This window comes from Acinetobacter sp. YH12152, from assembly GCF_013418285.1.
GTDB lineage: Bacteria > Pseudomonadota > Gammaproteobacteria > Pseudomonadales > Moraxellaceae > Acinetobacter > Acinetobacter amyesii.
In genome coordinates this window covers 31330-53620 of the sequence record NZ_VPCH01000024.1, presented here as the reverse complement: position 1 = coordinate 53620, position 22291 = coordinate 31330, and the positions used below count along the sequence as shown (strand labels likewise).

General features: G+C 41.1%; 28 protein-coding genes. All 28 read right to left on the bottom strand.

Annotation, left to right across the window (positions count from 1 at the left end):
* Positions 1-185 precede the first annotated feature (185 nt).
* A complete protein-coding gene (gene pyrF, locus FTU83_RS09545) occupies positions 186-866 on the bottom strand; it encodes an orotidine-5'-phosphate decarboxylase (protein ID WP_180010309.1) in 681 nt (226 codons plus the stop codon).
* Between the two features lie 240 nt (positions 867-1106).
* A complete protein-coding gene (locus tag FTU83_RS09540; RefSeq protein ID WP_078188931.1) occupies positions 1107-1472 on the bottom strand; it encodes a lipopolysaccharide assembly protein LapA domain-containing protein in 366 nt (121 codons plus the stop codon).
* Between the two features lie 24 nt (positions 1473-1496).
* The gene (locus tag FTU83_RS09535) at positions 1497-1799 is read right to left on the bottom strand and encodes an integration host factor subunit beta (protein ID WP_067767464.1); all 303 of its coding nucleotides are present in this window, start codon (positions 1797-1799) and stop codon (positions 1497-1499) included.
* Positions 1800-1961: 162 nt separating this feature from the next.
* On the bottom strand, positions 1962-3641 hold the full coding sequence (gene rpsA, locus FTU83_RS09530; protein ID WP_078188933.1) for a 30S ribosomal protein S1: 1680 nt from the start codon (positions 3639-3641) through the stop codon (positions 1962-1964).
* 107 nt (positions 3642-3748) lie between these two features.
* Positions 3749-4432 (bottom strand): (d)CMP kinase, encoded by a 684-nt coding sequence (gene cmk / locus FTU83_RS09525; protein WP_180106258.1) that lies wholly within the window; start codon positions 4430-4432, stop codon positions 3749-3751.
* 17 nt (positions 4433-4449) lie between these two features.
* Positions 4450-4881 (bottom strand): SRPBCC family protein, encoded by a 432-nt coding sequence (locus tag FTU83_RS09520; RefSeq protein ID WP_078188937.1) that lies wholly within the window; start codon positions 4879-4881, stop codon positions 4450-4452.
* Between the two features lie 26 nt (positions 4882-4907).
* Positions 4908-5459, bottom strand: a complete 552-nt coding sequence (gene tadA, locus FTU83_RS09515; RefSeq protein ID WP_180106256.1) for a tRNA adenosine(34) deaminase TadA — start codon at positions 5457-5459, stop codon at positions 4908-4910.
* A gap of 7 nt (positions 5460-5466) precedes the next feature.
* Positions 5467-6588, bottom strand: a complete 1122-nt coding sequence (locus tag FTU83_RS09510) for an enoyl-CoA hydratase/isomerase family protein (protein ID WP_180106254.1) — start codon at positions 6586-6588, stop codon at positions 5467-5469.
* Positions 6585-7298, bottom strand: a complete 714-nt coding sequence (gene ung / locus FTU83_RS09505) for a uracil-DNA glycosylase (RefSeq protein WP_078193660.1) — start codon at positions 7296-7298, stop codon at positions 6585-6587. The genes FTU83_RS09510 and ung overlap by 4 nt, the downstream gene beginning before the upstream one ends.
* A 36-nt stretch (positions 7299-7334) precedes the next feature.
* Positions 7335-7931 carry a 6-carboxytetrahydropterin synthase gene (locus tag FTU83_RS09500; protein ID WP_078193661.1) on the bottom strand — a complete coding sequence of 199 codons (597 nt, stop codon included), beginning with the start codon at positions 7929-7931 and terminating at the stop codon, positions 7335-7337.
* A 130-nt stretch (positions 7932-8061) separates the two neighbouring features.
* On the bottom strand, positions 8062-9009 hold the full coding sequence (gspK, locus tag FTU83_RS09495; protein WP_180106252.1) for a type II secretion system minor pseudopilin GspK: 948 nt from the start codon (positions 9007-9009) through the stop codon (positions 8062-8064).
* 39 nt (positions 9010-9048) lie between these two features.
* Positions 9049-9678 carry a type II secretion system minor pseudopilin GspJ gene (gene gspJ, locus FTU83_RS09490; RefSeq protein ID WP_111885090.1) on the bottom strand — a complete coding sequence of 210 codons (630 nt, stop codon included), beginning with the start codon at positions 9676-9678 and terminating at the stop codon, positions 9049-9051.
* A 46-nt stretch (positions 9679-9724) separates the two neighbouring features.
* The gene (gene gspI, locus FTU83_RS09485) at positions 9725-10117 is read right to left on the bottom strand and encodes a type II secretion system minor pseudopilin GspI (RefSeq protein ID WP_180022530.1); all 393 of its coding nucleotides are present in this window, start codon (positions 10115-10117) and stop codon (positions 9725-9727) included.
* Positions 10107-10664 carry a type II secretion system protein gene (locus FTU83_RS09480; protein ID WP_180049347.1) on the bottom strand — a complete coding sequence of 186 codons (558 nt, stop codon included), beginning with the start codon at positions 10662-10664 and terminating at the stop codon, positions 10107-10109. Before FTU83_RS09480 ends, gspI begins: the two co-directional genes overlap by 11 nt.
* 9 nt (positions 10665-10673) lie before the next feature.
* The gene (locus FTU83_RS09475) at positions 10674-11288 is read right to left on the bottom strand and encodes a TetR/AcrR family transcriptional regulator (protein ID WP_078193665.1); all 615 of its coding nucleotides are present in this window, start codon (positions 11286-11288) and stop codon (positions 10674-10676) included.
* Positions 11289-11330: 42 nt separating this feature from the next.
* Positions 11331-12104: a TatD family hydrolase gene (locus FTU83_RS09470; protein ID WP_180106250.1), complete on the bottom strand. Its 774-nt coding sequence runs from the start codon at positions 12102-12104 to the stop codon at positions 11331-11333.
* A 31-nt stretch (positions 12105-12135) separates the two neighbouring features.
* On the bottom strand, positions 12136-12477 hold the full coding sequence (locus FTU83_RS09465; protein WP_111885061.1) for a PilZ domain-containing protein: 342 nt from the start codon (positions 12475-12477) through the stop codon (positions 12136-12138).
* Positions 12478-12492: 15 nt separating this feature from the next.
* Positions 12493-13476, bottom strand: a complete 984-nt coding sequence (locus tag FTU83_RS09460) for a DNA polymerase III subunit delta' (protein WP_180010303.1) — start codon at positions 13474-13476, stop codon at positions 12493-12495.
* A gap of 13 nt (positions 13477-13489) precedes the next feature.
* Entirely contained in the window at positions 13490-14251 is a 762-nt protein-coding gene (gene kdsB, locus FTU83_RS09455; protein ID WP_180106248.1) for a 3-deoxy-manno-octulosonate cytidylyltransferase, read from the bottom strand.
* Between the two features lie 3 nt (positions 14252-14254).
* The gene (gene lpxK / locus FTU83_RS09450; protein ID WP_180106245.1) at positions 14255-15268 is read right to left on the bottom strand and encodes a tetraacyldisaccharide 4'-kinase; all 1014 of its coding nucleotides are present in this window, start codon (positions 15266-15268) and stop codon (positions 14255-14257) included.
* Positions 15269-15271: 3 nt separating this feature from the next.
* Positions 15272-16999 (bottom strand): lipid A export permease/ATP-binding protein MsbA, encoded by a 1728-nt coding sequence (gene msbA / locus FTU83_RS09445; protein WP_180106243.1) that lies wholly within the window; start codon positions 16997-16999, stop codon positions 15272-15274.
* Positions 16999-17421: a biopolymer transporter ExbD gene (locus tag FTU83_RS09440; RefSeq protein ID WP_180106242.1), complete on the bottom strand. Its 423-nt coding sequence runs from the start codon at positions 17419-17421 to the stop codon at positions 16999-17001. Before FTU83_RS09440 ends, msbA begins: the two co-directional genes overlap by 1 nt.
* A gap of 13 nt (positions 17422-17434) precedes the next feature.
* On the bottom strand, positions 17435-18076 hold the full coding sequence (locus FTU83_RS09435; RefSeq protein ID WP_180106240.1) for a MotA/TolQ/ExbB proton channel family protein: 642 nt from the start codon (positions 18074-18076) through the stop codon (positions 17435-17437).
* Positions 18077-18107: 31 nt separating this feature from the next.
* On the bottom strand, positions 18108-18995 hold the full coding sequence (locus FTU83_RS09430) for a ParB/RepB/Spo0J family partition protein (RefSeq protein WP_168378888.1): 888 nt from the start codon (positions 18993-18995) through the stop codon (positions 18108-18110).
* On the bottom strand, positions 18992-19774 hold the full coding sequence (locus FTU83_RS09425; RefSeq protein WP_078188958.1) for a ParA family protein: 783 nt from the start codon (positions 19772-19774) through the stop codon (positions 18992-18994). Before FTU83_RS09425 ends, FTU83_RS09430 begins: the two co-directional genes overlap by 4 nt.
* Before the next feature lie 24 nt (positions 19775-19798).
* Positions 19799-20431: a 16S rRNA (guanine(527)-N(7))-methyltransferase RsmG gene (rsmG, locus tag FTU83_RS09420; RefSeq protein ID WP_180106238.1), complete on the bottom strand. Its 633-nt coding sequence runs from the start codon at positions 20429-20431 to the stop codon at positions 19799-19801.
* Positions 20432-20515: 84 nt separating this feature from the next.
* Positions 20516-21205, bottom strand: a complete 690-nt coding sequence (gene murU / locus FTU83_RS09415; RefSeq protein WP_180003085.1) for an N-acetylmuramate alpha-1-phosphate uridylyltransferase MurU — start codon at positions 21203-21205, stop codon at positions 20516-20518.
* Entirely contained in the window at positions 21205-22218 is a 1014-nt protein-coding gene (locus FTU83_RS09410; protein WP_180106236.1) for an aminoglycoside phosphotransferase family protein, read from the bottom strand. The genes murU and FTU83_RS09410 overlap by 1 nt, the downstream gene beginning before the upstream one ends.
* Between the last annotated feature and the right edge of the window lie 73 nt (positions 22219-22291).

Sequence of the window (22291 nt, the reverse complement as noted above, 5' to 3'; positions counted from 1 at the left end):
GCCATACTGGCAGGGCTTTCAATACTATTGAACACTCTTCAGTTGTTGTCAGAGTATTCGTCTGATGAGCTGAATGCGATTGCTCAGATCGCATTCAATTTATAAAAAATGTGTAGATACCTATGCCCAAAGGCAGAGGACTTTCTCTCTCCCTTTGGGAGAGAGTTAGAGAGAGAAGGTAAATATTAAAGTGTCGCTAAAATATCTTTTAAAGTCTGACGCATATTCTCCGATTTAGTAATTGGACGGCCAATCACCAAATGTGTAGAACCATCAAGCATGGCTTGTTTAGGTGTCACAATTCGTTTTTGATCATCAGCAGCAGAACCCGCAGGACGGATACCCGGTGTCACTAAAGCAAACTCTGCACCCAAAGTTTCACGTAACATTTTCGCTTCTTGCGCCGAACACACTACACCATCTAAACCACTTTCTTTCGTTAAAGTCGCAAGACGTTTCACATGTTCAAAGGGTTCAACATCTAAACCTAAATCAGCAAGATCTTCACGACCCATCGAGGTCAAAACAGTAACAGCAATCAGCTGAGTATTGTAATTGCCTGCTTTTAGGCGCTCTACACAGGTTTCCATCATTTTACGACCACCTGATGCATGAACATTCACCATCCACACACCCATATCCGCAGCTGCACAAACTGCTTGCGCTGTGGTGTTTGGAATATCATGGAATTTCAGATCTAGAAATACTTCAAAACCTTTATCATGCAAGGCCTTAACGACACTTGGACCCTCATGGGTAAATAACTCTTTACCAACCTTAACTCGACATAATGCAGGATCTAACTGCTCTGCAATTGTAAGTGCGTCATATTGGCTTTTAGCATCTAGTGCAACGATGATACTCAAGAGACTTACCCTTCATTTTGACAAAATTAGTGCATTATAGATGTATTCAACTTGATCAGAAAGTCATAAAACTCATGTTATTTGAAATGATTAATTTGAATTGAGCTATCTCATTATTTTATTTGAGATAAGCGTATTATTTTTTCAGCCCATAAAAAAACACCCCGATGATCCACCGGAGTGTTAAATATAAAATTTAAATCTACTCATAAAAGTAGTTAATTTACTTCTAAAACCCAATTATAACGGGTTAGAAGGACGCTCATTCGCATCAATATCTAAAACTGTCTTTTCATGACGCGTATGTGCAGCCGCTTCAGCAGCAGCCAGTTGAGCAGTTTGAATTTGCTCTTTACGTAGGCGGTCAATATCTTTACGTAGACGTTTAATTTCCCAGTTATTTTGAAATACTCGGAATACTTGCACTGCCAATAAAAGACCTAACACCAAACCTAATGACAAGGTTAATAGCAATAAAAGCCCTAAACGCATTGCAGGTACTTGTGTAAACAACAAATCGACTGAAAGTTCAGTTCCGTTTTGCAGAACCAAAGCCAATGAGTATCCAAATAGGACCAGTAGAATTACGACCAATACGTAACGCATAAACACCCCTAACAATGTTTTGAATTAGTTTGCAGATTCGTTTACCGCATCACGTAAAGCTTTACCAGGTTTAAAGTGCGGTACAGCTTTTGCTGCAACTTCAACTGATTTACCTGTTTTTGGGTTACGACCCACACGTGGTTCACGGTGATGTAATGCAAAACTACCAAAACCACGGATTTCAATTCGGTTGTCTGTAGACAAAGCTTCGATCATTTGATCGATCATTATCTTAACGGCCTCTTCCACTAAGGGTTCAGCTAAGTGTGGGTTTTTAAGAGAAATACGCTCTATTAAGTCAGACTTATTAAGTGCTTCAGTAGTCATCTGCGACCTCTTTAATTATCAAGCTACCTAGGATCAGTTTCCTGATAATAACCTGTTTAAATACAAAACGGTAGCGTAATAATCACTTACTACGCTACCGTTACAGTAATTGTGTAAAATATATTAATTAATTTACATTAACAATACAATTCAAACACTTACTTAGTGGTTCATTTGAGCTTTGATCAAATCACCAATAGTCTTAGGACCATTGTCTGAAGTTGCTGTAGCTGTCTTGTTCAAGTTAGCTACTGCTTCTTTTTCTTCAGCTTCGTCTTTCGCTTTGATAGACAAGTTGATAGAACGTGATTTGCGGTCTACGTTGATGATTTTAGCTTCAACTTCTTGACCAACTTCAAGGAACTTAGTTGCATCTTCAACGCGGTCGCGGTTGATTTCAGATGCTTTAAGAGTCGCTTCAACTTCGTCAGCTAACTTAACAGTAGCGCCTTTAGCGTCAACTGCAGTTACAGTACCTTTAACAAGCGCACCGCGTTCGTTAGCAGCTAAGAAATCGTTGAACGGATCGCTGTTCATTTGTTTGATGCCAAGGCTGATACGGTTGCCTTCAGCGTCTACTGAAAGGATAACCGCTTCAACTGTGTCACCTTTCTTGTAACGACGGATAGCTTCTTCGCCTTGTTCGTTCCAAGAAATGTCAGACAAGTGAACTAGACCATCGATACCGCCTGGTAAACCGATGAAGATACCGAAGTCAGTGATTGACTTGATAGTACCTGAAACTTTTTCACCTTTGTCGTGTTCTTTAGCAAACTCTTCCCATGGGTTAGCACGAGTTTGTTTGATACCAAGAGAAATACGACGACGCTCTTCATCTACTTCAAGAACCATAACGTCAACTTCGTCACCGATCTGAACAACTTTAGATGGGTGGATGTTTTTGTTAGTATGGTCCATTTCTGAAACGTGTACTAAGCCTTCAACGCCTTCAGCAATTTCAGCGAAGCAACCGTAGTCAGTTAAGTTAGTTACACGAGCTTTAACGATAGAACCTTTAGGGTAACGGTTCATGATCGCTAACCATGGATCTTCGCCTAATTGTTTAAGGCCTAAAGATACGCGGTTACGTTCGCGGTCGAATTTAAGTACTTTAACAGTAACTTCTTGACCAACTTCAACAACTTCTGAAGGATGCTTGATACGTTTCCAAGCCATGTCAGTGATGTGAAGAAGACCATCAATACCACCAAGGTCAACGAACGCGCCGTAGTCAGTAAGATTTTTGATAGTACCAGTAACTGTTTGACCTTCTTCAAGCTGAGCAAGAAGAGCTTCACGGTCAGCTGAAGATTCAGCTTCCATAACAGCACGACGAGATACAACAACATTGTTACGTTTAGCATCAAGTTTGATTACTTTAAATTCTAACTCTTTACCTTCTAAGTGAGTAGTATCACGAATAGGACGAGTATCAACTAAAGAACCTGGAAGGAACGCACGAACTGGACCGATGTCAACAGTGAAACCGCCTTTAACCTTACCAGAGATAACACCAGTAACGATTTCGCCGTCTTCAAAGATTTTTTCAAGTTTAGTCCAAGTTTCAGCACGTTTAGCTTTTTCACGTGATAAAACTGTTTGACCCATACCGTTGTCAAGAGCTTCAACAACTACGTCAACAGTGTCGCCAACTTGAACTTCAAGTTCACGTTGTTCATTTAAGAATTCAGCGCGGTCAACAATACCTTCTGATTTAAGGCCAGTGTCAACTGTTACCCAGTCAGAGTCGATATTTACTACAACGCCTTGGATGACAGCACCCTTTTCAACGTTGAGGTTTAATTCGCTTTCTTCAAAGAGGGCTGCAAAAGATTCGGTCATGATATACCTAGTAAAGTCAGCGGTCTTGGATCAGACAAGGCCGGTTTAATTAAGCGTCTACATAGTCCGTATAAGACTGATCAAGCTATGCTTCTGCTGAAAATTCTTTAGTTTGCTAATTGCTGATCGATGTAATTCGTCATCAGCGTGAATACTTCATCAATACTCAAAGTTGAACTATCAATGAAATAAGCATCTGGCGCAGGCTTGAGTGGAGCGACTGTGCGTTCCATATCTCGCTTATCACGCGCTTCGATATTAGCTAAAATGTCGTTTATTTTAACATCCACGCCCATAGCCTGCAACTGATTTACACGGCGCTCTGCACGGGACTGAGCAGAAGCCGTTAAATAAATCTTGGCTTGAGCATTGGGAAAAATCGTAGTTGCCATGTCACGGCCATCTGCAACCAAACCAGGTGCTTGGGCAAAGGCATGCTGACGTTCTAAAAGCGCAGTTCTAAGTGCAGGAATTGCAGCAACTTTTGAGGCAAACTCTCCGACTCTCTCTGTACGGATAACTTTTGAGACATCTTCACCGTCTAAAAGCACTGAAACACCTGTTTCATTTGTCACAAATTGTATGTCTAAATTTGTTGCAATTTTTACGCACTCATCGAGCTTTGAGTCTAATGCATCAATTAAGTCTTGCTTATGCAATGACAATCCCAACAGACGATATAACGCACCTGAATCGAGTAAGTGGAACTGATAATGTGCCGCAATTTTTGCTGCCAATGTTCCTTTACCTGAGCCACTTGGGCCATCAATTGTAATGATTTGAACTGTCATTGCTCTTCCACTTTTGTTTATACGGTTTTTGCAAGTTTTGAAAAACCAATTTTAATCGCTGACTTCAGTTGCGCAAGGATTAATTGACTAACGAATGGCGCACGCGCCTGTAATTCAATCGTATAAGTGACTAAAGTACGCGCAGCATCGATCGCTTCGAATTGAATCACACCCAAATGATGTTTCACCAATGGGTTTTTAATAATCTTATATTCAATGCGTTGGTTTGGCTCAAGTAAGGTAATTTGCTCTTGTAACGGCTTCACTGGCCCAAAGCCCATTCGGCGCACTGAACCCACACCATCAGGACGCTCAGGATCTGCTGAATCTTTGACACGCACCACTTGAATCGGTGCAAAAGCCACGTTATAGGTCGAATGTTTTGAAAGTAAGTCAAAAACCTGCTCGACTGGTGCATTAAATTCTTTTTTTACTTGGATCGATTTCATGGTGTACCCTATTTTATTTGACAATATTAATTGTCAGTAGAGTTTACTTGATTTTTTAAATGAAGTTCAGTCAAAGTGGCTTTTTCCTGTAACTTCATCAGTCGTTTTTGTTCACGACGCATTTTAAAAAAATCACTTAATTGTTGGGAGCATTGCTCTTGTAGGCAACCATGCTCAAACTCAAAGATATGATTATAGTAGCCTGAATTTAACAATTGACGCGAACTGACCAAAGAACCTGCTTTAGGCTCAGTCGTTGCAAATACCACACGCTTAATTCTCGAATGTACCAAAGCGCCCACACACATTGTGCATGGTTCCAAAGTTACATATAAGGTTGCGTCGTCGGGTAAACGGTAATTATCGATATTTAAACAAGCTTGACGTAAAGCTTGTACTTCCGCATGTGCGGTGGGATCTTTCAAAGAAATCGGCGCATTAAACCCTGCACCTATGACTTGATTTTGACTCACAATGACTGCGCCTACAGGAATTTCTTGCAATTCTGCAGCTTGTGCAGCCTGCTCGAAAGCCAGCTGCATCCAGTGTTCATCACTATATAAGTTTGGTTCAGACATCAATTAATTAAATTACACCATACTGTCTTAACAGCGCATTCCAACTGTCAATATTGGTTACAGGAGGCTCATCAGCCAGAATTCCTTTGAGGGAAAGATCTGTACCTTTTTTCCATTCTGGAGACAGGTCTTTATCGACTAGGCGGGCGCGCACACCTTCAACAAAGTCCGCATGACGAATTTTCCAATCCGAAATTTGGGTTTCCAGTTCAAACACTTCATTCCAAGAATGCACTTTTTTCCCCCACTGCCACAATAACCATGTTAATGCTGCTGTTGCAAGTGAACCTTTTTGTAGATTTTCACTGGCTTGGCGTAACCAATCACTGCGTGCATCGCTTAAACCAATAATTGATTCATAGTCATGTTCAAAATTATGCCCACGGCACACACTTTGAATCACATCCAATGAATTTTGTAATGGTCCCGGCCCCACAGGACGATGCATACTATTTAAAGTGTCATCAATGGCACGGAAATCGCCCGCTGGATAATGATCCCAATCAATATTAATGACAGTTTCAAGTACATTATCACGCTGCGCATCACAAATATGCGTTGCCCAACCGATACCATAAGCACCTGCTGCGGTCATAATCGAGCCGGTTAACCCAGTAAACAAACCAATGGCGCCACGGTCAGCAAGGAAACGCGTCGCACCTACATCTGGATACAAACCAATATTAATCTCAGGCATTGCTAAACGTGAATAAGGTGTTACCAAGCGGAAAGGTGCAGCCATAAACAGACCTAAACCACCCCCCATGACATAACCTTCGCCCCAAACCAAAATCGGCTTTGCATAGTTATGCAGCAGCAAATCTAGAGCATATTCTTGTTCAAAGAATTTATTCGCCGTTTCAACTTCATCATTGACCACCAATTGTCGCAATTTGCGTACGTCGCCACCTGCACAAAATGCTTTTGGCGTAGTGGAATCCAACCAAATCGCTTTTACAGCATCATCGTGTTGAAAGTCCTGAAAGACTTCAAGCAACGCTGTACAGATAGATTCATCTAATGCATGAAGCGATTTTGGGCGATTCAGGCGAACAATGCGCCAGCCATTTTTCGCTTCTTCAACAATCAGATCTGGGTGATAATTTTTTGAAACGGGAGAATAAGTCATGCGTCCAGCTGCCAGTCTATTGGCTCAATGCCATTTTGTTTAAGATAATTATTACTTTTTGAGAACACCTTACAACCAAAAAAACCACCGCGGTTTGCAGCCAAAGGTGATGGATGCGCGGCTTTTAGCACCAAGTGCTTATTTTGGTCAATGCGTTGTCCCTTACGCTGTGCATATGCCCCCCATAAAATAAAGACAATATGCTCACGTTGTTCATTTAAAACATCAATCACATGGTCTGTAAAATCTTCCCAGCCACGTTTTTGATGTGAAGTTGGTTGCCCAGCCTCAACAGTCAGTACCGCATTTAAAAGCAAAACACCTTGTTCTGCCCAGCGTGTTAAGTCCCCATGTTTTGACACAGGTACCCCAAGGTCGGTATTTAACTCATGGAAAATATTACGTAAAGAAGGTGGTAATGCAACCCCCTTTTGTACCGAAAAACTCAAGCCATGTGCCTGATTTGGCCCATGATACGGGTCTTGGCCTAAAATCACCACCTTTACATTCGCCATAGGCGTAGTGTTTAAGGCATTAAAGATCAGCGGATTCGGTGGATAAATCACTTTATCCTGTTTGATTTGTTGTAGCAGAAAGTCTTTTAACTCATCCATGCGAGGGCTAAGCAAAAACTCACTTAGGGCATATTTCCAGCTAGGCTCAAGCTGCACTTTAGCGAGTTTTGCTTGTTGCTCTTCTGTTAAAGACATCACTGTTAACCAATCCTAATAAAACCAAATATTTACTTAAATTCTAACTTGTAAATCAACTGCAGGGTTTAAAAATTTTTGACCCTGTTTTAATTTTTCATACATTTGAGTATCGTTCCATTCCGACTGAACCTGTTCGGAGAAGACGATTTGATCTAACTGCAACAACCCCATTTGTGCGTTGTCGATATCTTCTAAGAAGCTTTGCGCATAGCCTGTGTCTGTCTCATGCACGATCACAGAATACACCTCAACATCACCCTCACCATTTTGAGTTTCTGTTGATTTTAGAACTTGTTGTGCTAAATAAAAGAAGATTCGTGAAAACTGTTCTGCTGAGGGCGATACGGGTAGTTCGACCCAACGTGCACTGAACTGTTTGCAGGCACGAATGTACTCAGCATCATCGTGTTGCCAAAAACAAATCGCGTGATCAAAACTGTCAAATAAGTCTTTAATTACCCCTTTGAGCAAACCGAAATCGTAAACCATTTGTCCATGGTCAAGTTTCGACGCTTTGAGTAATAATTCGACTTTATAACTGTGTCCATGAATGGAACGTTTGCAACGGTCTGACGTGCAATTACGCACGATATGCGCGTTTTCAAACTTAAATAACTTACGAATTAACATATGTCGTAATGCAATCAAATAATCTATGGGTTCTCAGAGATTATAATGCAAAAGTCTAACAAGAGGCATTAATTTTGCTGTTCAGCACAATTGGGAAAAGGCATCATGAAAATTTAGCGATATTTAAGACCTAAAATGGTGCCATACTGCGAAAAGCCACATATACATCTTTATCTTTTCGCACTAACTCACTGGTAAATTGACGCTTTCTTTCATTTAAAATAATTTCAATTTGCGCTTTAAAATAGTTCGACTGCACACCCAATTGTGAATTTAAAACTTCCCTATTTTCTGTGCTCACCTGTGCAAATGGCTCCATTGCCCATAAATCATTGATATTTTCGAAATGTTCAAATTTGGCAGCTTTTTGTTGCAAAGCTTGCTCAACTGCATTGACATCTAAACGATCATCCATAGTCGCTAACAAAAATGCAGGAGCGGTATTAATGTTTACCGTTGTTTCATGCGAGGGCAAGCTACTCACATAGGGCGCAATCAGTTTATATTGAGCACCTTCAAAACCACGGACTGATTTCAGTTCTTCCACACTATGAAATTTTGCATTTGGCGGTAGTGCCGCATTATTTAAACCACGATAGTACGCCAGCTCTGCTCCCATCGGGCCAGAGGTCTCATCATCTTCATCTTGCCAATCAATCACGGCTTGACTTAATTCTGCGGGCAAACCAACACGCTGCAATATTTTTTCAAACCATAGCTTAGCTTTGTCATTTACCACACCCTCTTCTGAAACCAAGCTATTAAGGTTAAATTTTCCAGATTCGTCTTGCAGCACACCTGCAACAGTTCCACCTTCCACTGGAAAGGCGGGCATAGGCTGAGCCCAATTTTCTTGGAGGTGATCCACCTGCCCTGCATTTTCGGCATCATTTACCAAAAGTTCAGCAAAAAATGCTTCGGCACTTTTCGCATATAACATCGATTGATTTTGGCGCATCACGTAGGCGGTGTTTTCAGAAGTATTGGCTTGTTGTTTTGCGATGGCTGCTGCAACAATAGTAGCCAAAGCTACCATCATCAGGATAGTTAACAAGGCGATGCCGCGTTGCTGTTTCATAAGCAACTCCGAACTTCAAATGACTCTACTACCTGACCGCTAACCATTCTTATTTTTATCCAATAAAAAATCAGTATTTAACAAACTGAATAACCATTCGTAGTTTGTCCCATCAACTGTGAGCTGCATCCTGATACCCCGCGGTAACAGTTGAATGGTTTTTTCATTATTCAAATCAGCGGCAGCATCTGGCCAATTCTCTAACTCATTTGGATTGAGTACCGTGATTTTATATTGTTCAACATTATCCAGTAAAACACTCGAATCTGGCTGATCATGCCCCGTTTGGTTGAGATTTTTAAATTTTAGCCGATACAATTTTTTTTCATCAGCTTTGTATTGATATTCCACTCGCTCGTCAGGTGCAATGCCCTGATTTAATGGATCAGTGACACCTGTCTTACTGAAATTAAATCGGCCATTTTGCAACACCAGCGCTGGTTGAATATCTCCATTAATATTGGCAGTTAAGGGCACAGCTTGTACTGTGTCTCTGAGAATTTGCTGATGGGCATCTTGCAACTGACTAAGCCTTGCCTCATGGGTTGCGTTTCGTTCCTTCACTTTCGAGACATAATCAAAAACCTTCCAACCCAAAGCAGACAGCACTGCGAAAATAGCAATCGCAACCAAAAGCTCAACTAAGGTAAATCCTGCTTGATTCTTCATTCCTTGCTGTACAAGCACAGGCATATCTTGAGATGTACGTTTTTTTCTAGTTATTATTTTCATCCAACGGAGCCTTATAGTTAAAGAACACCAAACTGCTAATCCCTGCTTCAACATCGCCTGTTTCAGCATTCATCAAACTCACTTGGATATCAATCCGTTGTACATTTGGACTAATGGTGGCTTGGGCTTTTTTGTCAATTTGCCATTGTTCGCCTTGTTCAGTGACTTGTTTTGATGCAGTACCCGTCATCCATTCACGATTGATTTCCATCTTAGCGATTTCATTCAGCGCAACGAATTGTGCTTTATTTCTTAAAATTGCGTGTGCTGTCGACTGTGTATATTGCATCGCAACATTAGACAAAGCCATTGTCGCAGTCGCAAAAATCGCCAATGCCACCATGACTTCAAGTAGCGTAAACCCTTTAGCCCGCATTGACTTTCCCTAAATGATCAATTTCGATTTCATTACCAATGGCACGTTCTTCAAAATAAAACTGTATACGTACAGGCTTTACTTCACCGTTGCCCAACCATATCAACTTGGGTGCATTGGTATTTAACAAATCATCATTATTGGCATTTTCATACTGCTGATCTAAAGGCTGAATCGTAAAAGAGACATTTTCAGGCAATACTCGGGTTTCAAAGTCTTTATAGTTTTGCCATTTATTATTCTGATTTAAAATACTATTTTCTACACGTTTTTGTTCTGGTAAATATTCTTGTACCGCATAGCTTTGGGTATTGACATCCGTTCCAGCTTTTTGCTGTAGGGCCAATATCAATGCTTGATCATTTGCATCGCGTAAAATTCGTTTCAGATCCATTACAAACACTTCACGTGCCTGCATGGCTTTGCGTTGATCTGTCCCACCGATATTTAAAAGCACCAATGAGGCCATAATGCCCATAATCACAATCACCACCATCAATTCTACGAGGGTGAATCCACGAACCGATGATGGTGATGCACTTTTCATAAGCAGCCTTTAAGCGAATTGAGCAACCGCATGCACTTGTTTTGGTAAGGCCAAGGCTTGATCAATATAAGCAACCCGCAAGGTGTCTCTTGAACCCAAATAACGCTGATAAAAACTAGAGTTCAAAATTGCTGCAGCGCCATGTGTAAGTGACCAAATTGAAGCAAGATAATCACGTACTGGCATGCTACTTTGAATCGACTCCAAATAATGCTCAGTCATACGAATGATCAATCGTAGGCGTTGTTTGCGCACTTGATATAGTTCACTAAACAAGTGCTGAATACCCACACCCGTTGTCGATAAACGCTCTTCAATTTGATGAAACAACACTGTACGTTCTGGGTGATGTAAGTGATGCAACATAAAGAAAGCAAGGTGTTCAGGAAAAGCTTTATCGGTGTCTTTAATCATTTCCAATAACATGCGTTCATTACGAATAATGAGCAACATATATAGTTCATCTTTACTTTGGAAATGTTTATATAACGTCCCTTTTGCCAAGTCGAGTTCTGCCGCTAGCGCATCTAGTGTCATCCCTGCTTCGCCATTTTCCAATAGCAGTTGCTCTGCCACTTGGAAAATTAATGCTTCTCTTGCTCTAAACTGAGCTTGACGATCCATCTTCACCCTATACTCTCTTACTCTTATATCAATTCAAATTATTTACTTAAGATTGAGGAGATTTTCAAAGTTTTGCATTGTAATGAAAGCCATCTCTTCAATTGACTTATCATATACATCACTTAAGGCTTTGGCTACATAGGGAACGTATTTTGGTTCATTAGACTTTCCTCTATAGGGCATCGGTGCAAGGTATGGACTATCAGTTTCAATCAGCACTCGATCCAATGGTACTTGCTTGGCCACATCACGCAAATCTTGTGCATTTTTAAAAGAAACAATGCCTGAAAATGACACGTAATATCCACAATCTAAGACAGCTTTTGCCGTTTCCCAATCTTCAGTAAAACAATGCAAAATACCGTGAGTAGATTTCTCTGCACGGATAATATCCACCGTATCATGCTTTGCAGAACGGGTATGTACAACCACCGGTTTTTTTACGGCTTGCGATGCGTGAATATGACGGGCAAAGCATTCTTTTTGCTCTGCAATAAAGTCTGTACTATGAAAATAGTCCAGCCCTGTTTCACCAATCGCCCAAACCTTTTCAGCTTGTGCTAATTCAATGAGATATTCTTCTGTTGCCCGAGCCATCGTTGCAGGATCTTCACATGGGTGTACCCCAACGGAATAACCCACATCGGCATGACGTGAAGCAATTTTTGAAAGTTCGATATGGTCATCTAGATCAACCGAGATACTCATAAATTTTGAGACCCCGGCTTGACGAGCCTGATCCAATGCAAGATCTAAATTACCCTCATAAGGGCTTAAGTCAAGCATGGTTAAATGGCAATGGGTATCTACAAACACAATATGTACCTACAAGTCTTCACTGTTGTAACTACATAGTGTAACTTCTACGCCCCTCAGATTTAAGCCCTGCAAGTAAACGTTCTGCTTCTGTTTTGAAATAAACGCCTTTTTCGCCGCTTAATTGAATTCCAAAGCCTTGTGGTTTAATGCCATTTTGCTTTTGCGAAATCCAAATCACTTTTCCTGTCAAAGGAATTTTTATACTTTGTTCAGGCAAAGTCGCCAATAAGAAAACCTCATCACCCATTTTCACAGCTTGCTTTGATGGCACAAATAAACCGCCACCAACGACATAAGGCATGTAGCTCGCAAAAAGTGTTTCCACATCTGGAATATTAGCGTGAACAATCCCGCCCATACGTGGTTGCATGATGTTTCCCCTTAATTAAACATTCATCAGTTTGATACAAAGCTCATCTACGACCAGATTCCCCTGTACGTTCTGCTCAATGAACTGCTTAGACTGCTGTAATTCTGTATAAATCCCAAAGAGTGTTTCGAGCGAATATTGCTCTGCCAACACCCCAAAATCCAAATCTATATTTTTTATGGATTGATTTAGCTTGACACAAATTATATCGGACAACAAGTATTCAAACATTTGACTAAAATCACTAAAACTCAGTGCTTTATTCCACTTTGTCGCAATTGCCATCGGCATGTTTTTTTGTGTCACAAGTTTTTGCCAATCTTGTAGAAACTCTTGGCGCATATTTAGCCATTCGCTACTTGCCAATGAAATTGCTTGTAATGGCATTTGACTGGCTAAGTTCATGAGAACTTTGCGCTGGGTTTCACCACTATCGGGCAAATGCTGCTGTAAATATTGCTGTGATTGTTCGGGTTCAATACGATCCAATGCATAGTGCTGCATTCGACTACGAATGGTTGCCGGTAATTTCAAATAATGCTCTGCCAACAACATAATCACAATGCGTTCGCCAGGCTCTTCAAGTGTTTTCAGCAATGCATTTGATGACGCAATGTTTAATGCTTCAGCGGGCTCAATCAACACAACTCGCCAACCATCTACGGTTTGCTGTACAAAGGGCAATAAATCACGAATTTTTTCGATTTTAATTTTGGCATTTTGCTTTTTATTGTCTTCATCTGTGCTGATGTGGACAAAATTTGGATGTGTATCTGACTTTAACCACTGGCAACTCCCACACTCACCACATGGCTCAGTTCGCTCATCACGTTTTTGACACAGCACCCAAGCAAGAAATTGTTTTGCAAATGCCTCTTTACCACAGCCTTTTTTGCCATACAAAAGCACGCCATGTCCCAGTTGTGGAAAACGGCTGGTTAATGTATTCCATGTATTTTGCTGCCAAGGGTACACTTGCGCCACAATGTCATTTTGCATAAATCGTTTAACCTTATTCGAAGTTTGAAACATCCATTTGGTTCAAACGATCAAGGTCAGCTTGAGTGTCTACGCCCGGTGGTAGGTTCGCTTCTGCCACAGCAATGGCAATACGGTGACCATTTTCCAAAACACGTAATTGTTCAAGGCTTTCTAATTTTTCTAGCACACCCATATCCCAAGTGACATATTCTTGAAGGAGTTTTACGCGGTATGCATAAATTCCTAAATGACGAAAAGCTTGATGATGCAAGGTTTTTTCAGCTTGCTTTGCACCGTCTCGGTCATAAGGAATAGTCGCACGACTGAAATACAGCGCTTGATTGTGCTTTGACATCACCACTTTGACAATGCTGTCACGTTGAAATTCTTCTAGACTATGAATCGGCTCGCAGAGTGTCGACATTGAACATTTCGGCTGATCAACGAGTAATTGTGCAACTTGTTTTACCAATTGAGCGGGAAGCAAAGGTTCATCGCCCTGCACATTGACAATAATGTCATCACTTGCCCAACCTTTGATGCATGCAACTTCACTTAAACGATCTGTCCCTGATGGATGCTCTGCAGAGGTCAGTACCACATCAACCCCTTCTGCACGACACACTGCTGCAATACGCTCATCATCTGTAGCGACACAAAGGTCATCGAATCCTGCAACTTTTTTGGCTTGATCGACCACACGTAAAATCATCGGACGACCATGAATTTCAAGTAAAGGCTTACCCGGTAAACGTGAACTTGAAAAACGTGCAGGAATAACAATATGTTTCATAAATTAAATGCCTTCGGGAAGTTTCAGACCCAGTTTTTTCAACTGCGCATGCAAAGTTTCATAACACGCAGGTGACAACACTGCATCTACAGGAACAACCCATATTTCTCTTTTAAAATCTGGATTATTTTTGAGGATCGCTAAAATTTTAACTGCATCTTTTTCAGTGGTAATGATGGGATTGGCATCTTCAAATTGCAAATCACTCAGTTCATATTCATAATGATCTGGGAATTCATGACATTGAAATTGATGAATCCCCATGTTTTCTAGGGTTTTATAAAATCGTTGCGGAAAACCGATACCCACTACGGCATAAAAATCTTTATTTGCATCAAATGTCGTCACAAGATCTTTATTGAGCAAATAAGGCTGCGCCGCTTCTAGGTGCATATTCAGTGGAGAACTTGGATCTGCTGAATGCTCAATGACCGTTCCACTGGCAAGGCGCTTTTTCGGTTCACGCAAATAACCTTCAGGTAATAATTTTTCATTGCCTAAACCACGGTTATTATCCAGTACGATCCACTCCAACTGGCGTTGAAGCGCCCAATGCTGCAAACCATCATCACAGATAATCAAATCCAATTCATGCTTGGATAGTAGCAACTCAATACTTTGCTGGCGATTTGGACCGACCGCCATTGGCACACCTGTAGACTGAACGATTAAGCTCGGTTCATCACCCACGATTTCAGCCGTCGAGTCTAAATCCACATAGGCCGGAAATGGTCCTTGACCACCATAACCACGACTGATCACACCAACACGCAGCTTTAAGCTATTCAAATAACTGACCAAATGAATGAGCAATGGGGTTTTACCACTTCCACCCACTGTGATGTTTCCAATGACCATGACTGGAATAGGCGCTTTATAGCTTTGCTTAATACCTGATTGATAGAGTTTTTTATTGAGTAAAAAGCCGCCACGATAAAGCCATGACAAAGGTCTAAACACAACGAGCCACTTTGCCTGTTCATTCCAAGCATCCTGAATCAATTGTGCAAAAGACATGACTTAATTTTCCTCAAAATTACGCTGATGAAGTTGGTAATATGCACCACGCTGTGCTATCAATTCCGTATGCGAACCTTGTTCAATAATACGCCCTTTATCCATCACCACAATACAGTCTGCATTTTCAATGGTCGATAAACGATGCGCAATCACGATCGTGGTACGATCTTGCATCGCAGCGTCAAATGCTTGCTGAATGAAAAATTCAGATTCGTTATCTAGCGCACTGGTCGCTTCATCTAAAATTAAAATCGGTGCATTTTTCAAAATGGCACGCGCAATCGCAATACGTTGACGTTGACCACCAGATAGGTTTAAACCTTGCGCACCCAAAGGCGTGTCATAACCTTGCGGTAAATCCATAATAAAATCATGTGCAAATGCAGCTTTAGCAGCAGCAATGACTTGTTCATCTGTTGCATGCTCGAGCTGACCATAAGCAATATTTTCACGCACAGTACGGTTAAACAAAACCACTTGCTGATTAACCATCGAAATCTGAGTACGCAAGCTATTGAGTTCTATGTCGTGAATATCATGCTGATCAAGCAACAACTGTCCTGACGACACCTCTTGGTAACGAACCAACAGATTGACCAGTGAGGTTTTACCTGCACCTGAACGCCCAACCAATGCAACGGTTTGCCCTGCATTGATTTTTAAATTGAAGTCATGAATCGCATGGTGACCATCAGCATAGATCAAATTGACATTTTTAAATTCGACATCACCTTTCAAAGCAGGCTTCAGCGTGCCGTTATTTACTTCTTCAGGCATATCTAGCAATTCAAAAACTGAATAAGCTGCTGCCATACCACGTTGCAATTTTTCGTTGACATCTGTTAGGGTTTTAATCGGCTTACTGAGCATACCTGCCGCAGTAATATAGGCCACAAATTCACCGGCAGAAGTATCACCCATTATCTGTGGACGTAATGCAATAAACATCACAATACTCAGCGCAATGGACATGATCAACTGTACAATCGGACTGTTTAACTGCTGTACCACCACCATTTTTAAACCGCGACGCAAGTTCTCCATTGAACTGTCATGGAAGCGCTTTTGTTCGTAGTCTTGCCCAGCAAAGCCTTTAACCACCAAATTCCCTTGCACTGTCTCTTGTACGATATGGTTTACATCCCCCATAGTACTTTGAACTTGCATAGATAATTTACGCATGCGTTTAGCAGCTTTACGAATAATCACCCCGATAATTGGGCCAAAAATCAAAATACATAGGGTTAAACGCCAGTTGGAATAGAACAGATATCCCAACAGCGCAATCGTAATCAAACCTTGCTGTACAATCGTTTTGATTGACTCAGATGATGCAGCCGTCAACTGCTCAACGTTGTACATAATTTTCGCAGTGATATGACCACTCGAATTATCTAAATAATATTGTGAAGGTAGGCGCATTAATTTAGCGAATACCAACTGACGAATATTAAAAATCAAATTTCGTGAAATAACCGCGGTGAAATATCCTCCCATGAACAAACCTACACCACGGAAGAACATTAACAGCACCACCAATAATGGAAATAGCGCGGTAAAGCTTTGATCCTTGTTTTGAATCGCTTCAATAATGCGTTCTAAAAGCTTTGCGACAGAAACCTCTGTCGCCGCATTAATACTGAAACCCAACAATACAAGCAGGCCGATGCCCCAAAAAGGTTTTAAATAACTTAATAGGCGTAGGTAGACCTTAAAATCGTGCTTCACTAATAACCTCGAGTTGGTACTTTGGTACTGATGTTGACATTAACAAATCCAAGCTGACCTGCAACATCCATCACCCGAATCACATCTTGATGTGTTGCTTTTGCATCTGCGGCAATCACAAACATTAAATCACGACGATCATTGGAAATCTGTTTAATTGCCGTATTTAAATCAGAAACTTCTTTGCTGGCGAGCGACTGACCATTCACTGAGTAATGCCCAGTCGAATCGACCACCACTTCCACCTTCTGATCATAGTTCTTTGGCGGTACACCCTGTGCATCTGGCAAGGTCAAGTTCATACGACTCATCTGATTAAAGGTGGTCGAGAGCAACAAGAACACCAAAATAAACATCAGACAGTCAATCATCGGAGTAAGGTTGATATGCACATCTTCAACCTGACGACGTTTAAATTTCATGCGCAGTCTCCATTCAGCTAGCTTTCTGAATGTCCTGATATTCTACTTCAGGCGTTTTTTGATAAAACAAGGCTGCATGGAACAACGTAGACTGCTGCTCAAGTTCTGCAACATATTCTTGAACCAAACGTTGGAAATAACGGTGAGCAAATAATGCCGGCACTGCAATCAACATCCCTGCCGCAGTCGTGATCAAAGCTTTTGAAATCCCCGGCATCATCAATACTGGGTCACTATTGGTCCCAATATCAATCATTAAAAAGGCTTCAATGATACCGATCACCGTACCTAAAAGCCCCAATAATGGCGCTACAGCACTCAACGTTCCTAAGAAGTTGATATTTTTTTCCAAATAACCAATTTCTTGCGAAGCAGTCACTTCCATTTGCGCACGCGCATATTGCTCTGATTGAGCTTTACTTGCATAACCAGCATCAAGCACACGACCGAGTGTACTTTGCTGTAGTGCTGGACTTTGCTTTAGCTGCTGCACCACATCTTTCACTGATGTGTTCACATTCATCATCAAGTCATTTGGTAGCACCATTGATTTTTTTAAACGAATAAAACGTTCAATCGTGATCGCTACGGTAAAAATCGAGCAAATAATGAGTGGGATCATTAACCACCCACCCGCTTTGACTAATTCCCACATTTGATTTTCCCCAATAAATCGAATTTAAAAATTATTCAGCCAGACAAATATTTAAAATGCCATCTAGCTCTTCAAGAGTATGGTAGCTAATCACCAGCTTGCCTTTCCCTTGTTTATTATGATCAATTTTCACATCTGCACTGAAACGATCAGAGAGACGTTGTGTCAGTTGCTGAATGTCTGATGAAACACTTGGTTTCGCTTTTTGTTGTTTTGGTGCATTCAAATCACGAACAAATTGTTCGGTTTGACGTACAGACATACTTTTTTCAATCACCATTTCAGCAACTTTAAGCTGATCTTTGGCTTTTAACGTCAAGATCGCACGTGCATGCCCCATATCGAGCAAACCTTGCTGCATAAAGTCTTTGACTTGATCCGCTAAAGACAAGAGGCGTAGCAAGTTACTAATTGTGGTACGTGCTTTACCTACCGTATCGGCAATCTCTTGATGACTTAAACCAAACTCGTCATGGAAGCGTTGTAAAGCCATGGCTTGATCGATTGGGTTCAAATCTTGACGTTGAATGTTTTCAATCAATGCCAAGGCAATTGCCACTTGATCACTCAAGTCACGAACAATGGCAGGAACTTCAGTTAAACCTGCAAGCTGAGCCGCACGCCAACGACGCTCACCTGCAATAATTTCGTAGGGATGCTTTTCATCTTCTACAGGACGAATCACGATTGGCTGCATGACACCATGCTTTTCAATCGATGCAGCAAGTTCTTGTAAATCTTGTTCTTTAATGAAACGACGCGGTTGATACTCACCACGTTTCAATAAATGCACATCAATTTGTTTTAACTGTCCATGATCTAAAGCTTTTGCTTCGAGCTGTAGTTTTTCTTTTTGGATTGAGCCGAGTAAGGCATCCAGACCACGACCTTTAGCCAGTCCGCGTTTTTTTACGGTCATGCTTTAGTTCCTTTTTTTACTTTGGTTTTTTTTAACATCTCAGCTGCCAAGTTCAAATAAGCAACTGCACCCTTCGAGCTTTTTTCAAAATAAATTACTGGTAAACCGTGCGCAGGCGCTTCAGCCAAACGAATATTTCGCGGAATGACCGTGTCATAAAGTTTCTGACCGAAGTATTGTTCAAGCTCAGCAGACACATCACGTGTTAAGGCATTACGCGCATCGTACATGGTACGAAGCACACCCACGATCTCTAGATCTGGGTTTAAAGCTTGCTGAATACGGTCAATGGTTTGGGTTAGGTCAGCCAAACCTTCCAAGGCATAATATTCACACTGCATTGGAATAAGCACAGCACGTACCGCTGCAAGTGCATTGACAGTGATCAAACTTAAACTTGGTGCACAATCGACAATAATATAGTCGAAGTCTTTTTCGACGCTTGCCAATGCTTCGCGTAAAATAAACTCACGACCGTCTTGATCTGCAATTGCAAGCTCAACACCGGCCAAGTCACGGTTTGCACCTAAAACTTTATAGCCCACTTCCGCTTTATAAATAGCGGTTTCAATTGGCACTTCACCAAGTAAGACATCCGTGACTGAATACAACAAATCATTTTTTTGAATGCCCGAACCCATCGTGGCATTGCCTTGTGAATCCATGTCCACAAGTAAAACTCGTTTTTTTAATATGGCTAAAGATGCAGCCAAGTTCACAGCAGTTGTGGTTTTACCTACGCCACCCTTTTGGTTTGCAATCGCAATAATTTGAGCCATGGTAACCCCAGTCCTTTGAAAATTTTAAATACGTTTAAGAAAAATTAAATGACGCTGCTCATCAAGTCGTGGAACTTTTAATGCAACGATATCAATCTTGAAATCACTTTTCAGTGTTTCAACTTCTTCTTCAGGAATTAAGCCTTTCATCGACGCGATAATACTTTGCGCATGCATATACGGTTTAGACGCATCCACAAAATCCGTTAACGATGCAAAAGCACGACTGGTAATCACATCAAACCGCCCCAGTTCATTAATGCTGTCTTCATTTTCAACACGTGTTTGTACCGCAATGACATTTTTTAGTTTTAAGTCAGCAATAAATTGTTTTAAGAATCGAATTTTTTTACCGTTGGCATCTAAAAGCACACATTCACGTTCAGGCTGACACAGTGCAATGATCATGCCCGGCATGCCACCACCCGTACCGATATCCAATAAACGACCTGCAGGCAAATCATTTAGGATACTTAAGCTATCCAATAAATGCTTAACCAACATTTCTTTAGGATCACGAATAGCAGTCAAGTTATACGCTTTGTTCCACAGCACTAGGGCATCTTGGTATTTCAGCAATAGATTTAATGCTTCTTCACTCAAATCTAAGCCAAGCTTTTGACTACCTTGCTTTAAGTCTTGAAAAAAAGGATGCATAAAGAAGACATCTCAATAAAAATTAACTGAAGTATACCGATTTCTAAGCCGTGGAACAGTAGCTAACGCTTAGCGAATATGCACTTAATCGTACATGCCTTGGCGAATCTGTAGATCTAGATCACTTAAACGCTCAGGTGTGCCAACATCAACCCACGCAGTTTGCATTTTCTCAGCAGAAATTTTTCCATCCAACATGGCTTGTTTCAATAAAGGTGCGAGCGGACGCTTACCCGCTTCCAATCCATTAAACATGTTTGGATGTATAACTGCGATTCCGCTATAGGTGAGTGCCTCGCCTGCATGTTCTTGCTCAAAGGTATAACTACGCCCAGCATCCAAGATAAAATCACCCTTTGGATGTTGCGCTGGGTTGGTCACATAGACCAAGTGTGCCAAGTCATCTTTTAGCTCAACATTGAGCAAGGCCGAAAAATCGTAGGTCGTCCAGACGTCACCATTGACTAAAATAAACGGTTCTGTCCCAAGCAAAGGTAAAGCATTAATAATGCCACCGGCTGTTTCCAGACCTTCCGCTTCACGTGTCCAACGAATATCTACACCAAACTGCGAACCATCACCCAAAGTACCAATCAGGATATCTGCAAGCCATGCAGAATTGATGATGATTTCAGTTACGCCAATTTTTTTTAGCTTTTCTATATGCCAAACAATCAGTGGTTTTCCACCCACTTCAAGCAACGGCTTTGGCTTATACAATGTTAAAGGGCGCATCCGATTTCCGAGACCCGCCGCTAAAATCATGGCTTTCATTATGCAACAACCTCATAAGTGCCGTATTTGGCTTCAAATTTCGGCAATACTTTAGCCTGAATAAATTGCATAAAAGGTTGTAATTCTGCATACGGTTTACTTTCTTCGAGTAAATACCACATCACGCGCGGCAAATCTTTGAGATAACCCGACTTACCATCACGCTCAAATAAGCGCACAAAAATACCTAAAATTTTGATATGCCGTTGAATCGCCATGAGGTCTGCGTCTTGTTTGAATTGCTCAAAGCTACGACCTTCTTTTGCCGATGCAGGTAGCAAATCATAGAACGTCTTAAACCATGCATAAACGCGATCTGCATTCCACTGCACATAGGCATCACGTGTAATAGAAATCAAATCATAAGTATCTGCACCAATCACAGCATCTTGGAAGTCAATCACACCCTGATCTTGCTCACCATCAAGTACCATCAAATTACGGCTATGAAAATCACGATGCACAATCACTTGAGGCTGAGCCAATGCAGCATTGGCTAAGATAGCAAAGGTACGTTTAATCAGTGCCGATTCTTCTTCAGTAGGCTGCACTTGTAGAGATGGCAATAACCAATCGGTTAACAGCTCCATTTCAGAAATCAGCTTTTCATAGGTATATGCAGGAAAATGAGCAGTACCATCAATTGACTGTAATTGAATCAACTGTTTAAAACTTTGAGCATAATGTGCGTCTACTGTTTGATCATTCAACAACGTGGACAATAAAACATCACCAAAATCCTCTAACAATAAGAAGCCTTGATCAAGGTCTTTGGCCACGATATGTGGTACACGCACGCCATGTGCATCAAAAAATTCATCAATCGACACAAAAGGACCACAATCTTCTTTTTCTGGTGGTGCATCCATGAGCATAAATGTTTTATTATTCAATTTGATTCGTGCATAACGACGGAAGCTTGCATCGCCTGCTAAGAAGTTAATTTCAAATTGATCTGAATCGAGTACAGATGAAATCCATGTTTGTATCAATTGTTCACGTTGTGTATTCATTTGCGATAAATTCTAATACAGGCTGAGTTTTTAAAGTGCTAAGTGTAGCTACTTATCAACTTTTTCTCTATGA

Coding starts and splice junctions, on each gene's coding strand:
- kdsB (WP_180106248.1), bottom strand. CDS start 14,251: ATGAAACATATTGTTATTCCTGCACGTTTTTCAAGTTCACGTTTACCG.
- tadA (WP_180106256.1), bottom strand. CDS start 5,459: ATGTCTGAACCAAACTTATATAGTGATGAACACTGGATGCAGCTGGCT.
- FTU83_RS09510 (WP_180106254.1), bottom strand. CDS start 6,588: ATGACTTATTCTCCCGTTTCAAAAAATTATCACCCAGATCTGATTGTT.
- FTU83_RS09475 (WP_078193665.1), bottom strand. CDS start 11,288: ATGGATCGTCAAGCTCAGTTTAGAGCAAGAGAAGCATTAATTTTCCAA.
- gspI (WP_180022530.1), bottom strand. CDS start 10,117: ATGCGGGCTAAAGGGTTTACGCTACTTGAAGTCATGGTGGCATTGGCG.
- FTU83_RS09425 (WP_078188958.1), bottom strand. CDS start 19,774: ATGGCTCAAATTATTGCGATTGCAAACCAAAAGGGTGGCGTAGGTAAA.
- lpxK (WP_180106245.1), bottom strand. CDS start 15,268: ATGTCTTTTGCACAATTGATTCAGGATGCTTGGAATGAACAGGCAAAG.
- FTU83_RS09435 (WP_180106240.1), bottom strand. CDS start 18,076: ATGTGGGAATTAGTCAAAGCGGGTGGGTGGTTAATGATCCCACTCATT.
- murU (WP_180003085.1), bottom strand. CDS start 21,205: ATGAAAGCCATGATTTTAGCGGCGGGTCTCGGAAATCGGATGCGCCCT.
- FTU83_RS09430 (WP_168378888.1), bottom strand. CDS start 18,995: ATGACCGTAAAAAAACGCGGACTGGCTAAAGGTCGTGGTCTGGATGCC.
- rsmG (WP_180106238.1), bottom strand. CDS start 20,431: ATGCATCCTTTTTTTCAAGACTTAAAGCAAGGTAGTCAAAAGCTTGGC.
- FTU83_RS09440 (WP_180106242.1), bottom strand. CDS start 17,421: ATGAAATTTAAACGTCGTCAGGTTGAAGATGTGCATATCAACCTTACT.
- cmk (WP_180106258.1), bottom strand. CDS start 4,432: ATGACAGTTCAAATCATTACAATTGATGGCCCAAGTGGCTCAGGTAAA.
- FTU83_RS09410 (WP_180106236.1), bottom strand. CDS start 22,218: ATGAATACACAACGTGAACAATTGATACAAACATGGATTTCATCTGTA.
- gspK (WP_180106252.1), bottom strand. CDS start 9,009: ATGAAACAGCAACGCGGCATCGCCTTGTTAACTATCCTGATGATGGTA.
- FTU83_RS09500 (WP_078193661.1), bottom strand. CDS start 7,931: ATGTTAATTCGTAAGTTATTTAAGTTTGAAAACGCGCATATCGTGCGT.
- FTU83_RS09465 (WP_111885061.1), bottom strand. CDS start 12,477: ATGCAACCACGTATGGGCGGGATTGTTCACGCTAATATTCCAGATGTG.
- rpsA (WP_078188933.1), bottom strand. CDS start 3,641: ATGACCGAATCTTTTGCAGCCCTCTTTGAAGAAAGCGAATTAAACCTC.
- FTU83_RS09540 (WP_078188931.1), bottom strand. CDS start 1,472: ATGCGTTACGTATTGGTCGTAATTCTACTGGTCCTATTTGGATACTCA.
- ung (WP_078193660.1), bottom strand. CDS start 7,298: ATGTCTTTAACAGAAGAGCAACAAGCAAAACTCGCTAAAGTGCAGCTT.
- FTU83_RS09520 (WP_078188937.1), bottom strand. CDS start 4,881: ATGAAATCGATCCAAGTAAAAAAAGAATTTAATGCACCAGTCGAGCAG.
- gspJ (WP_111885090.1), bottom strand. CDS start 9,678: ATGAAGAATCAAGCAGGATTTACCTTAGTTGAGCTTTTGGTTGCGATT.
- FTU83_RS09535 (WP_067767464.1), bottom strand. CDS start 1,799: ATGACTACTGAAGCACTTAATAAGTCTGACTTAATAGAGCGTATTTCT.
- FTU83_RS09460 (WP_180010303.1), bottom strand. CDS start 13,476: ATGCAAAATGACATTGTGGCGCAAGTGTACCCTTGGCAGCAAAATACA.
- FTU83_RS09480 (WP_180049347.1), bottom strand. CDS start 10,664: ATGAAAAGTGCATCACCATCATCGGTTCGTGGATTCACCCTCGTAGAA.